This window comes from Endozoicomonas sp. YOMI1, assembly GCF_024606345.1.
GTDB lineage: Bacteria > Pseudomonadota > Gammaproteobacteria > Pseudomonadales > Endozoicomonadaceae > Endozoicomonas.
Genome location: NZ_JAHHPM010000521.1, coordinates 1 through 13852, shown reverse-complemented (window position 1 = coordinate 13852; position 13852 = coordinate 1). Strand labels below are relative to the sequence as shown.

9 protein-coding genes are annotated in these 13852 nt (G+C 49.3%); all 9 read right to left on the bottom strand.

Features of this window, described 5'->3' with window-relative positions:
- Window positions 1-173 precede the first annotated feature (173 nt).
- A complete protein-coding gene (locus KDK15_RS18510; protein WP_257296875.1) occupies window positions 174-2375 on the bottom strand; it encodes a GGDEF domain-containing protein in 2202 nt (733 codons plus the stop codon).
- Between the two features lie 209 nt (window positions 2376-2584).
- Entirely contained in the window at window positions 2585-3577 is a 993-nt protein-coding gene (locus KDK15_RS18505; RefSeq protein ID WP_257296874.1) for an alpha-L-glutamate ligase-like protein, read from the bottom strand.
- A gap of 12 nt (window positions 3578-3589) precedes the next feature.
- Window positions 3590-5122, bottom strand: a complete 1533-nt coding sequence (locus tag KDK15_RS18500; protein ID WP_257296873.1) for an inactive transglutaminase family protein — start codon at window positions 5120-5122, stop codon at window positions 3590-3592.
- 183 nt (window positions 5123-5305) lie between these two features.
- Window positions 5306-6427, bottom strand: coding sequence for a RimK/LysX family protein (locus KDK15_RS18495; RefSeq protein ID WP_257296872.1), 1122 nt, complete (start codon window positions 6425-6427; stop codon window positions 5306-5308).
- A gap of 226 nt (window positions 6428-6653) precedes the next feature.
- On the bottom strand, window positions 6654-7964 hold the full coding sequence (gene brnQ, locus KDK15_RS18490) for a branched-chain amino acid transport system II carrier protein (protein WP_257296871.1): 1311 nt from the start codon (window positions 7962-7964) through the stop codon (window positions 6654-6656).
- 198 nt (window positions 7965-8162) lie between these two features.
- Window positions 8163-8648 (bottom strand): aminoacyl-tRNA deacylase, encoded by a 486-nt coding sequence (locus KDK15_RS18485; RefSeq protein WP_257296870.1) that lies wholly within the window; start codon window positions 8646-8648, stop codon window positions 8163-8165.
- A 402-nt stretch (window positions 8649-9050) separates the two neighbouring features.
- Complete coding sequence (corA, locus tag KDK15_RS18480) at window positions 9051-10001, bottom strand: magnesium/cobalt transporter CorA (RefSeq protein WP_257296869.1); 951 nt, start codon at window positions 9999-10001, stop codon at window positions 9051-9053.
- Between the two features lie 156 nt (window positions 10002-10157).
- Window positions 10158-12869, bottom strand: a complete 2712-nt coding sequence (gene glnD / locus KDK15_RS18475; protein WP_257296868.1) for a [protein-PII] uridylyltransferase — start codon at window positions 12867-12869, stop codon at window positions 10158-10160.
- A 2-nt stretch (window positions 12870-12871) separates the two neighbouring features.
- Window positions 12872-13666 carry a type I methionyl aminopeptidase gene (map, locus tag KDK15_RS18470; protein WP_257296867.1) on the bottom strand — a complete coding sequence of 265 codons (795 nt, stop codon included), beginning with the start codon at window positions 13664-13666 and terminating at the stop codon, window positions 12872-12874.
- Window positions 13667-13852 lie beyond the last annotated feature (186 nt).

Genomic DNA, 13852 nt, shown 5'->3' with positions numbered 1-13852 from the left:
TTATTGCGACCAAAAGACCTGCACAGGCCAAGTCTAGCAGGGCTTGTTGCGTTCGATGCTTTTTATTTCAACTCTGGGGCAGCCTCTTGGCAGAGAGCCGAAAGCCCCGCCACTTCCATCTGATGAGAGCAGTGATTAAACAATAATTAATCTGTGTTAATCGTCTTGAATGCTTATGGTTGTGGTATCCGAACATCAGTCAGGCTTGTGCTGATTGATGTCCGGTTTTTACCTTTCTGCTTTGCCCGATACATCGCCGTATCCGCTTCCTCAAGTATTCTACCCAGAGAGTTCACATCTCTGGACAGGGCAGAAATACCAATGCTGACGGTTGTCGGCTGAATGTTCGCCCATTGATTGTTTTTTGCATGTTCACTGGCGATGGCACTTCGCATTCGTTCAGCCACATGAAATGCCTGCCAGGGCTCTGTATCGGGCAATAATGCAACAAACTCTTCACCCCCGTAACGCCCTAATAGGTCTTGATGCCTGAGAGACTTGCGGCATATAACAGCTGTCGTTTTAAGTATCTGGTCTCCGGCATTGTGACCCTGCAGGTCGTTCAGTTGTTTGAAGTTATCAATGTCCATAAACAGGGCGCAGCAGGGGCGGATGGGGTCAGTGCCAAGAGATGTCTCAATGATGCTCTCTGCTTCCTGGCAGAAGGCTCGCCGGTTCAGTAATCCGGTCAGTGGGTCAAGGTTGGCCTGCTGCTGCCAGAAGAGCGACTGTCGATTTGCCTGAAAGAGGGTGCATGCATGGTTGCTGATATCGCTGGCGGTTTGCCAGGTAGTGGCATTCCTGTGATATCTGGAGGGGGTCAGTACCATAAGTATTTTATTCCCGGCATCTATATTCAGTGGGAACAGCCAATAGATGGTGCCATACCGGTCTTTAAAATTAATTTTTGTTTCGATGCCTGAAGCGATGACGCTGAGCAAGTCGTCTTCGATCTCTGGAAGCTGCTTGGCTAAATTTTCAGCGGCTTTAGAATAGTCAGTGGTTTCTCCGGGGAAAAAGTGCCATTCATCCTGCTGGTGGCGAAACACCATAGCAGGAACGCCGGGTAATACTTCGGCGAAGGTGGTCAATACTTTCTGGATCAGCTCATTGTCGGAAAGTGGTGAGTCCGGGGTTTGCAGGTGCTCCCGGAGTGCTGACTCAAAGATACGCCGTTTTCTGCTGGCAGGGGCAATGGCATTAATCGATATGGCGTGGTTCAGGTTCTGTTGGTGACCGTACCAGTAAAACAGAGGCAGCAGGACTGCATGAAAAGAGAGGAGAATAAACTCAGGGTAGGTTGTCAGGCTTCCTGACTCTGCTTCGGTATACCATGACCATGAGAGTAAAATGAGCATGGTCAGTGCTGAAGGAAAAGCCACTTTTGCGGGACGAATGCCATTATAGAGACAGTAGGCGGTTGCCAACACAACCAAGGTGAAACTGGCCAGAAGTGCATAAGCAGCCAGTTTCAGGGGGGCCACTGATGCACTGCTTGCTGAGGTGATCCCATAAACCGCAAGAGCCATTGCAACGATGTTCAGTGCACGACTCAATCGGTCCGTTTTGGGGGTATAGACCGGTAGCAGTGCCAGGGTTCGATAGCTGGCAATACCGGTGACCAGCACCACCGCTGTTATCAGAATAAGCCAGTGGCCCGGCTCCCCCGGCCATGAGACAACACGAAAAATGTCGCCTTCCCACATCAGAATCATTATGTTGGCAGCAAGCACATGGCTGATCAGCAGATACAATGCCGGGGTTCGATTCCTGAGGGTCAGGGTAAAGATGAAAATCAAGGCAACGATCAGCAGCGTCTGAATCGAGCTGATGGCGGTTTGTTGTTCACTCAGCACTTCATAGTAGTTCAGAGATGGCCATAACTCAGGATTGAGCTGATTGAGCGCTACCGGATCATGACGTAGATACCAGGTTTTGGTTTCCCCGGGCTTGAGTATCAGCTTCATGGTGTTGGGCGCCATGCCTGACAGTGAACCATCAATGCCCATTTTTGTCAGTTGATATCCGTTGTTGACCGGGATAAAAACATCCAGCTTCTTATGGGGAACCTGGTGGAATACCATCAGCCAGTCATGGGGGGAGTAGGGTGACAGTTCAATATCCAGGCGATACCAGTTCAGGGGGCTATTTTCATTGGGGAATGAGCTTTTAAAAATGTCAGATGGTGGATTAACCGGCACGAGTGACAGGTCGGTAATGGCATCATCACCACTGAGGTAAATGGGCTCGGCAATTAATGAACCGGAAAGCGAAAGCCATAAAACCAAAAAAATCAGGCGAAGGCCGCTGGCAGGCTGATAGATGACCAGGCGCTTATGATTTTTTCCGGGTAAGTGTTGTCTTGGAAACAGCAATATCGTCTTCCCTAACGAGGATACAAGTTTCGGATCGACTGCCTGTTGTCCATTTATTGGGGATAGCAATTTAGCTTCCTCCTCCCTGGAGAAGCAGAGCGTTTAAGACATTCTTACACAGTCACAGGAGTTCTGTGAAGCGTTTGTGTTAGCTTCACAGGGGGCTTTTCAAACCTAGCTATCGTTGTCACAAAATGACGTTGTGGGTTCTAAGTAATTGCCCCAAAATGCTGCTGTGAAAAAGCAACCCGTTCTTCAATAGGCAGATCATGCTTTCGAAGGGATTCAATCACTTTAAGCCTGGGCTCAATCCCCTGGCCATTGGCAATCTGAATCGCAAGACCCGGTCTGGCATTGAGTTCCAGAATCAGAGGCCCAAGATTTTTATCCAGAACCAGATCGACACCCAGATAGCCCAGGTTGGTCATCTCGTGGCAGGCAGCAGACAGGCATAATATTTTATGCCAGTGAGGAACGTTGAGGGTTGAGAAATGGTGACCCGTATCCGGATGAAGGCTGACCGGCAAATCATGCTGCACACTTCTCAGGCTATTGCCGGTTGCCATGTCCAGGCCGACGCCGATTGCCCCCTGGTGCAGGTTTGCCTTGCCATCGGATTTTCGGGTGGCCAGGCGCATCATCGCCATGACCGGAAAGCCCCGGAAAACAATGACCCGGATATCCGGTACGCCTTCAAAGCTGTAGTCATTAAACATGGGGTCAGCGACGATCAGGCTTTCGATTACGGCAACGTCCGATTTTCCGCCCAGACTGTAGAGACCGCCCAGAATATTCGACACATCACGGCTAATGGCGTTAAAGGATAGACTTTCGCCGCTGGCCTTGACATATCGATCACCATCACGATCAGTAATCACCAGAATGCCTTTGCCACCACTCCCCTTGGCCGGTTTGATAACAAACTTCTCCAGTGGTTCAAGAATGCTCTTTAACTTGCGAATATCTGACTGGTATTCAATCACGCCAATCAGTTTCGGTACATCAACACCGGCTTTCTCGGCCATGCGTTTGGTGGTTAGTTTGTCATCCACCAGTGGCAGGAGGCGCCTGGGGTTATATCGAGAGATATAGTTCAGGTTGCGGCTGTTCATGCTCAGTATCCCGGACTCCCTGAGCCGGGAGGGTGTTGTTATTGCGTTTTTTGTCAGCGTGTTTTGCACAAAACTTGTTAACCATCCCATGGAAGCCGACCTCTACTTATCAGAATGAACCAGTGGGTAGAACCGCTTGAGTTCAAGCAGTCGATAGCCGGTGTACTGACCAAGCAGTAGAACAATGCCCAACAAGGTGAGCATGAGTTCAGGGAAGTTGAAGGTTAGCTGTTCAACAATGGGGTTGGACATCAACAGATAACTTATGGTTGCCACCAGAAGACTGCCGCCGCCTTCTTTCAATACATCGCCTGGGCCTTCTTCTTCCCAGAGGATGGACATCCGTTCAATGGTCCATGCCAGAATGATCATCGGGAAGAAAGTGACCGTCAGTGCCTGGGTGATGCCCAGCTTCCAGCTGAGAATACTCATAGCGGCCATGATAAGAATGACAACAATGATGACCGCCCCCAGCCGTGCGACCAATAGCATGTTCTGCTGGCTAAGGAAAGATCTTATCCATAGACCAATGGATACCAGGGATATGAAAATCACCAGTCCGGGTATTAATTGAGTTTGCAGGAAAGCCATGGCAATAAGCACCGGCATAAAGGTGCCGGATGTGCGCAGACCAACGACGATGCGCATGAATAGCACAATCAGTACCCCGATCGGTATCAACAGAATGATCTTAAAGGCATTCTGGACTTCCAATGGCAGGGAGTAGATGGAAAAGTCAATTAAGGCGGCACCATCCTGGGTTGCCTGAGTCAGTGCCAGCTCCCTGGTGGGGACATTCTGGGAAATAATAGAGAACTTGACGTCAGAGTTAACGCCGCCCATGACATCCAGGAGTGATTTGGCCCCGCGCTGCCAGAAAAAGAAGGCTTCAGGATTGCCAGCTTTACCGGTTTTGGGATCAAAGAGTTGCCATTCAGTGCCATCATACACCTCTATCATGTCCACAATGGGTTGTCTGCGACGGCCATCCTCCAGGTGAAGACCCCGGACAATGCGAGCGGGGATGTTACCCATATGGAGTAGATTGACCAATAAGTCCGGAAGCTTGACCCCTTCTTCCACCATGCCGAGTAGCATGCTGGTGTTCTGGCCGGGTTCTTTGGCATTAAACTGGCTGATCATGGTGCCGGCAAAACTGACCGGGTCTGCTGAACGTTCAGTCACCTGTTTTAACAGGCTTTTGGCAGCGGTTTGATAGGGCTCAGGAAGCACAGGCGCAATAAACGGTTCGGGCAGGTCATTCACGCTCGGGCTGATGCCAGGCTCCAGACGGATCTTAACCTTATAAAACAGATCCTGGCGACCATCCGCTTTGCGGATACTCCAGACCGCACGACGCTGACCGCCATCATTGGTCTGGTTAATACCATAGCCGGGTGAGGCAAAGGATTCATCGAGAATTCTTATATCGGACTGCTGATCCGGGAGGGTCAGACTTGCCTGGGCAGCCTGTCTCTGGGCTTTGAAGCTCACCCAGGCTTCAATACTCCAGACAGTAGAGACATCCTTGCCCAACAGCGGAAAACCCAGTGCAAAGTGTTTGTACAGGGTTAATCCCAGACCGGCGACAATCAGTACAGCAACCATAAGGCCAAGCTGAAAACGACCTTTCATTCTTTCCCTCGCTTTTAAACTGTCTATCTCAACTGAATCCGGCTAAAGGCTGCATGCTGTTGCGAAAGGCCTTAAAAAGAAGGGAACCACAAAGACGCAAAGTTTTTTCTGGACTCAGCAAATAAAAAAGGCTTCCTTTTATGTCTTTGTGGTTCAAGGTTTTATGCCTTTTGCTACACCCGCTCAGGGCTGTTTGGTATCAGAAGTGTATTCTCTGGATACATCCACAAGAGCGCGTTTCTCAAGGAAGCGGGCACCGATCAATGCTGGAAATTCATAGTTTTCCCGGCTACGCAAAGTGAATTGTGTCGGCACAAGGATGTCACCAATGCTGGCGTTCAACGTGATCACCGGGCGTCGTTCAGACTCTTCTCCGTGACGTTTGATCCGAACAAACCGGGTTACCGGTTCCTGCATGGATATAAGATCACCTGTCGAGTTTGCCAATTGGAAGCGAACCCAGTCTCTGCCATCTTTTTCGAAAAATTCAATATCCCGTGCATCAATGGATGAGGTCAGGGCACCGGTATCAATTCGAGCTTTGAGTACCGTGTCGGAATCAGGCAACATCATATGTTCAACAGCTCCCACTGTGACCAGGCCTTTAATGCTCACAGGTTTGATGATAGCCCTGGTGTATGACTTCTGGGTAACAGGAGCCTGGGCTTTACGTTTGTTGGAGCTGATCACCGTTTTAGTGGCAATATGCTTCTGATTGACGTCAATAATGGCCAGATCCTGCATGAATGTTCGCCCGATCAACAGTGGTGACTCAAAGTTGCTGCGATCAGTCAGTGAAACAGGCACTGACTGGGTAATGTCACCAATGGTTATGGTCATCATTACAATCGGGCGCTCCACAGATGGGAGCCCCGGACGCTTTATCCGGGTTACACTTTTGAGCGGCAGCTCCATAGGCTCAGTCCCTTTGGACGTACGATGCAGCTCAAACTTAACCCACTTTTTGCCATCACGCTCAAAAAACCGGATCTCTCTGGCATCCACGGAACTGTTTTCTGCTCCGGTATCCAGCTTTGCCTCCATTTTGAGGTTCAGGTTTGGCAGAGTGGCGGTTTCGTTGATGCCAAGAACGAGCAGGCCGTCCTGATGAGCCGGTGTCTGGATGGTCTGCTCACGAATGGTAATCGCATGGGTATCGGCAGGAGGCATTGTTTGTGCCTCCGGCCTTGATGGCACCATGGGAGGTTCCGACTTCTCCGGGACTGGAACGGGGTGGGTAATACGTGAATCGTCCCTGGCAGGACGCTCTTTATAAAAAGCTGTCTGGCATCCGGTTAAAATCATGGTTAAAACAAATAAAGCAGGCCGAGCCAAGTTGCGGAACATGTGACAAGCACTACGTTTTTGGGGGATTATTTAAGGTTCACGCATGTTATGCGTGCAGCCATGGCGGTTGCCTGTCGTCAACAAAACCGTAGAAACCTTGACAAAGGAGTCCGGTGATAGGGGCTGAAAGTATCGGCAACTAAAAGCGCGGAAGCTTACTTGATCTGTCTTCGCTTGCCAATTGTTAATCTTGACTAAATTCTGATAGAAGAATGGTAATGATTAATACAACCAGAGACGGAAGTAGCCAGACCATATGTACTTCATAGCCGGGAATCATGCTAAAAGGCTGTAAAACAGGCTGTAGCACGGCATAATCTTTTATGCGCAGAACATCAATGATACTGAAGGTGAAAATGACCGCCAGTGTGGCCCGGTAAGTCAGGACGGGCCTGGGTAGCCAGTCACGAATCAGCCCAAGGAAAATCAATGTTATGGAGATTGGATAGAGAATCAGCAGTACTGGAATAAAAAGATCAATAATCTCGTTTAACTCCATATTGGCAAAAAAGACACAGATAATGCTGATGATGGTGACGATGGTTCGATAGCTAACCCTTTCGAACATTTCGTCAAAGTACTCACTGGCGGCGGTGATACAGCCAATGGCCGTGGTCAGGCAGGCCAGGGTCACCACAGCCGCGAGCAGTGCTATCCCGGTTGTTCCGAACAGTGCCTCGGCATAAAGGGTCAGGATTTGCCCTCCGTTGTCCGGATCAGGGGCTACCTCCCGGCTGGTGGCTCCCAGGTAGAATAGAGAGAGGTAAACCAGGGCAAGTCCGACCGCTGCGATAATGCCGGTAATGATACTGTAATGAAACAGGCTGGACTTATCTTCAATACCATGGGATTTAAGATTGGTGATGATGACGATGCCGAACATAAGTGCAGCGAGGGCATCCATGGTCATATAACCCTCAAGGAATCCCTTGATAACCGGTGTTTCGGTATAATTACCCATGGCCTGTCCGGGAACGCCGAGTGGGGAAAAAATTGGCGAGAGGCCCAGAATGACCAGCAGGGCAATTAACGCTGGAGTAATCAGTTCTCCCACCGACTCCAGCAGCTTTCCGGGGCGAATAGACAGATACCAGGAGATGCTGAAAAAGATCAGGCTAAATATCAGCTGGCTGAGCTTGCCAGGTTCGGCCAGAAAAGGTGTGATTCCCACTTCAAAAGAGACCAGGGCTGTTCTTGGTACGGCATACAAGGGGCCAATGATCAGGTAAATGCAAGAACCAAGGGCAATGATCAGGGCTCTGGGCATTTCGCCACTGATTTCGTTGAATCCACCACCCACTCTGGCGATGGCAACAATGCCCAGTAGTGGCAGGCCTACGCCGGTAAGCAGGAAGCCAGCGGCGGCATACCACATATCCTGCCCTGCAAGTTGCCCCACCATGGGTGGGAAAATCAGGTTTCCTGCCCCGAGAAACATGGCAAATACCATAAACCCCATACCGACAATATTCTGTAAACTCAGTTTTTGCTTCATATTTTCAGTTTCCAGGATCCCCGATTATTGAAGTTTTACCGGGATCTGCTCCTTTTTTACCTTATTTAAATAGTCTTTCTGATGACCGATTGTGCTAACCAACTGCCTGCTATCAGTATGGACGCTATTTGTGAAAGTGGTAGCAGGGCAATCGATGAGCCCGAAAAAGCGCTACCTTCGGGGCGGAACATCAATCATTTAATGATTTCCCGGTGGTGCTGAACAAAGGTCATCATGGGGCTGATCATTGCTGATTTGTTGAAAACTTTCCTGTAACAGGCAGATCAGGGTTTCATGATCACCGGCTTCAAGGAAAACATCCGGGCTTTGGCACAGCCGTTTGTCCCAGAGCACTTCCATGTTGTAGGGCTCACCAAAGGGTGGAATGGCTCCGGGTTCGCAGTCTTTGAACCTGGAGTTAAGCTCATGCTCTTTGGCGAACTGCAGTTTTGAGTTGGTGATCTGGCTCACCTGGCGAATATTAACCCGGTTGGCAGCAGGTAAAATGGCCATCAGGTAGTGGTCAAGACTATCTTTCAGGACAACTGCCTTGGCCAGCTGGTGCAATGGAATCCGGGCGGCGATGGCGCTTTGCACGGAACTTTTGCTGGGTTGATGTCTGATGGTTTGATAGGGAATAGCCTGCTTGGCAAGGTAATCGTAAACTGTGTTGGCAATGCTCATGATAGAAATCACCCCAGTGAATTTTGGCTTGAGGTGAAAAGAGTATAGCCGCTGAATCTTTTATTTCAGGGGCTATCGGTGTTATTGCCCGGAAGCTGTTGCAAGCAAGAGCCCTTTTTAATTCAGGGAGAATTGATGATTGCCTGCAATCAATAGAACAGGTAGAACCTTGTTGCTACCTATTTTACCAAAGCTAATAAACTGGCCCCTAACCGACTGGATCAGCTCAAAAATGAAGGTTGGAGGAAAATAGAGCATGAATTTCTGGCAAGGCTATCGTCAGGATAACCTGTGGTTTCTGAAAATCTCAGCCTCTTAGATACTGACTGAAAAGTTCGGGCATAGTGAGGGCGCAGGAAATAAAGAATGCAGACCCTGCTTTGCACGGAGAAAAATGTTCTATCATAGCCAGCCTTTACGCTTAAAGAACAGGAAGGTGGCTAAAGCGCTCAATAGCATAAGTCCCAGCGCAATTGGATAGCCGTACTCAACCGAGAGCTCTGGCATGATTTTGAAATTCATCCCATAAATACTGGCAATCAGTGTCGGTGGCAGGAACATAACGGCTGCCACTGAGAAAATCTTGATAATTTTGTTCTGTTCAAGATTGATGTAGCCCATGGTGGACTCCATCAAAAAATTGATTTTCTCGAACAGGAAGCCAGTGTGTGGTGTCAGGGATTCAATATCCCGAAGCATATCCCTGATACTGTCTCTCTGTTCATCATTGAGCATATGATTGCATGCACGCATCAGATAACGAAGTGAGCGCTGGGTATCCAGCAGATTCAATCTGACTTTGCCATTCAGGTCCTCCTGAAGTGTGATGGTGCGCAGCTGCTCATCAACATCTTTATACTGCTCTGATAGGGCATTCTGGCTGACTTCTTCCAGATCCTCGTAAACTTCTTCCAGAGTGTCAGCAAGGTATTCAACCTTGGCATCAAAAAGCGCAATGATAACTTCCAGAGGCGTTGTTGCCTTGATATGTTGGGTTTTAAGGTGTTTGCGCATAAGCCTGAATAAACCGGTAGGCTCATCCTGAAGGGTGATCAGTTTGTCGGGCCTGAGGTTGAAAGCGACGTTAATATTTCTCAGCTCGTGACCAGACCGGTGGGGAAACAGGGAACGAATATGAATACCACTTTCGGTTTCAAAGTAGCGGGAGGAGATTTCAATTTCACCCAGTTCTTCTTCAGGCAGGCAGCCGGGGTAGTGGGTTGTTAACCATTGGTGCTCATCACTGTCCGGCTCGGTTGCTTCCAGCCATATAGTGCCCTTGGCCGACGGAAAATCTGGCGTAACCCGGTCAATGGAAAATTGATTATCCTGAGCGCTATAGGCAAAGATCATAATTACTGCCTTATTGATAACGAAATAGCAGGAATGTGCCAGGCGCTAATAACCTGTCAGGGGTAGTATAAGGAAAGTTACGGGGCTCAACGCCCAGATTCCGAGGGTGTCGCTACACCCGTAAAAACGGTCTTGATGGCAGAAAGCACAGGATTTTTAAGGTGTAATGGCATCATGACTTGAAGCTTTACGCAGTACACGGATTAATGCATTGCATATCTCGTTACAGCACGCAGCCTCCTGAATGGCTTCACCATTACGGTCAGCAATGATAAAACTGTCTTCGACCTTTTCCCCAAAGGTGGCGATTTTGGCACCGTGCACCTGCAGATTCAGACTGGCAAAGGTTTTGCCGATCAGGGTAAGCAGTCCGGGGCGGTCTGTTGCGGTAATATCAAGCACCGTGTGCCTGGGCTCAATCTGGTTGCTGATCAGCACCACGGGTTCCCGGTTAAAATAGCGCAGTTGTCGTGGCGTTCGACGGCGAATGAGATCAGGGAATCTGTCCGGTGCCGCAAGGGTATTCTGCAGGTGAGTCTTGATGTCCAGAATCCGTTCGGCATTGGGACCGATGGCAGAGCCATCTTCTTCAAGCACGGTGTAGGTATCAAGGCTGTAGTTGCTTCTGGAGGTAATGATACGGGCATCCTGAATGGCCAGTCCCAGCTGATGAAATGCCGCTACCGTAGCGGCGAACAGGTTGGACTGGTCATGGGTATAGACAAACACGCTTGAGCCCTGGTGCTCATAACCATCAGCAATTTCCGGAATCATGATCAGCGGCTTTGCCGAGTCATGCTGGAGAATACCTTCGGTCTGCCAGCTGATTTCATCACTTTGGTGACGAAGAAAATATTCATCATTAAACTGATCCCAGAGATAGGATATGTCTTCCTCTTTCAAGCCTTGCTCGATTAACAGCCCCATTGCCCGTTGCTTGGTGTTGGCGATCTGCTCATTCATCTCGGGCAGATTATCGACGCCCCGTTTCAATAGCTGATGGGTTTGCGAGAAAAGCTGTTGCAACAAAGAGGCTCTCCAGCCATTCCAAAGCCCGGGGTTGGTGGCATTAATATCCGCTACCGTGAGGAGGTAAAGGTACTTCAGTCGTTCCCGGGTACCGACACGTCGGGCGAAGTCCTGAATCACTTTTGGGTCGGACAGATCTTTTTTCTGAGCGGTGACCGACATGGTCAGGTGTTCCTGCACCAGCCAGACAATCAGCACTGTATCTTCTTTATTCAGGCCATGAACACGACAGAATTGCTGAGCATCCACGGCACCGAGCTGGGAGTGATCTCCTCCACGGCCTTTACCGATATCATGGTAAAGGCCTGCCAGATAAAGTAATTCCGGTTTGGGAATTCTATGGATGATTTTCGAAGCGATGGGAAACTTCTGGCGGCTTTTTTGATAGGAAAAACTTCGCAGGTATTTTATCAATAACAGGGTATGGGCATCGACTGTGAGTGTATGGAAAAGATCATACTGCATCTGTCCTATGATTCGACCAAACTCCGGAAGGTAGCGACCCAGTATGCCGTAACGGGCAAGCCTTCTTAACGTTGCTGTTAATGCATAGGGGGCACGCATGAGTTCGAGAAACAGCCTTGTGCATCTTGGGTCTTTGCGAAAGGTACTGTCTACCAGGTGGCGGTAATCCCTTAGCAGCCGTATGGTTTCAGCGGTTGGTCCCTGGATTGTCTGGTCCCGGGTGAGCAGTACAAACATTTCCAGAATAGCGGGCGGGTGTTCGGCAAAAACTCTATCGTGGACGGTTTCAATATAGTTATTGCATACCTGGAAGCGTTCATTAATGGCATGCACTTCCTGAATGATTCCGGCGCTGAGGATGTCGTCGTCAAAATGCTGCAGAAGCAGGTCTTTTAGCTGGCTGACAATCATGACCGTGCGAAAGTAGCTCTGCATAAACTGCTCTACCGCCAAAGCGCCTGTGTGGTCGTGATAACCAAACTGGCTGGCCAGCGTTCGCTGGTGGTCAAACAGCAGGCGATCTTCTCCCCGTCCTGTCAGGGAGTGAAGTGCCCAGCGAATTTTCCAGAGAAATGCCGTGCACCTCTGCAGTTGCTGATATTCAACATTGCTCAGGAATCCAAGCTCCAGAAGCTCAGCGAGATCATGAGTTCCATAGTGCCGTCGGGCCACCCAGCCCAGCATATGCAGATCCCGAAGGCCGCCCGGTGAACCCTTGATGTTTGGCTCCAGGTCATATTCGGTATCATTATATTTACGGTGTCGTTTCCGTTGTTCTTCGAATTTTGCCTGAAGATACCGTTGACTGGGCCACATGTGCTCAGTGTCAATCATGTCCAACAGGTGTTCGTGCAGAAATGCCGGGCCGGATATAACCCTGGACTCTAACAGGTTGGTGATGATGGTCAGATCATGAGCGGCCTGGCTTGCACACTCATTAAGGGAGCGGACACTGGATCCGACTTTTAATCCGATATCCCAGAGTAAGGTCAGAAAACGTTCGATCGCATCCTGATGCTTATGGTAATGATCTTTTTCCAGCAGTATCAGAATGTCAATGTCTGATCCGGGGTGCAGCTCCCCTCTGCCATAACCGCCAACGGCCAGAAGGGCAATGGGACAGCTGTTACTCCAGTTCAGGTGTTCCCACGCCAGGCGCAGAACCTGATCCATCAACCATGCCCTGGCAAATACCAGTTGCTCTATATCCATACCATCCAGAAACCATTGATCCATTTTGGTGGTGGCTTCCTTAAGGCATTTTTTATAGGCCGGTATTGGGGTTTTGGAAATCGTTAAGTCTGCCCGGAACTGACTCTTATTGAAAAGACTGTTCTGAATAGAGGTTGGAATTTTCTGGAACGGATTGCTCATTATTAGAAGTTTTCTTCTTGTCGTTTGGTGAGCACTTCATAGCCTGTAGCGGTTACAGCAATGGTGTGTTCCCACTGGGCAGAAGGGCGTCGGTCTCTGGTTACCGCTGTCCAGCCATCGCCCAGTAGCTTGGTTCCTTTCTTGCCAGCATTGATCATTGGCTCGATGGTAAATGTCATGCCCTCTTTCAGAACGCAGTCATTTCTGTCGTTATAACCTTCATAGTGGATGACTTGTGGGTCTTCATGGAAAACACTGCCAATGCCATGGCCACAATACTCTTCAACAACCGAGAAATGATTGCCGTGAGCATGTCTGGCAATCACACGACCGATATCGCTTAGACGGTTACCTGGCTTAACTTGCCCAATACCCAGGTAGAGACACTCCTGAGTCACCTGAACCAGCCTCTGGTTAAACGGTTGAACGTCACCAACCAGGAACATTTTGCTGGTATCACCATGGTAGCCATCTTTGATCACAGTGATATCGATATTAACAACGTCACCATTTCTCAGAAATTTTTTGTCACTGGGAATGCCGTGACAAACCACCTGATTGATGGAAATGCAGGTGGACTTGGGAAAGCCCGGTCTGCCGGGGGCTGCGCCGTAATTCAATGGAGCAGGGATTGCCTTCTGAACATTGACAATATAATCATGGCAGAGGCTATCCAGTTCACCGGTTGAGATGCCGGGTTGCACATGGGGTTCGATCATTTCCAGCACTTCAGCGGCCAGACGGCCAGCGATGCGCATCTTTTCAATTTCTTCAGGGGTTTTGATGGTTACATTCATTGTCAGGTCAGGCCGCTTAAAGATGCGAAAGTCAAAAGATGATCCTTTTTATTTTACCAGAATCCCCAAGCGAAGTATTAACATTATTGTATCCGCCTGGTGCCGCTGAGGTGTTGGAAATATTTATTTGTACCTGGTGAGTAGACCGGCGGAACTTCCCCGCCAGTCTCTCGTAAAACGGTACGT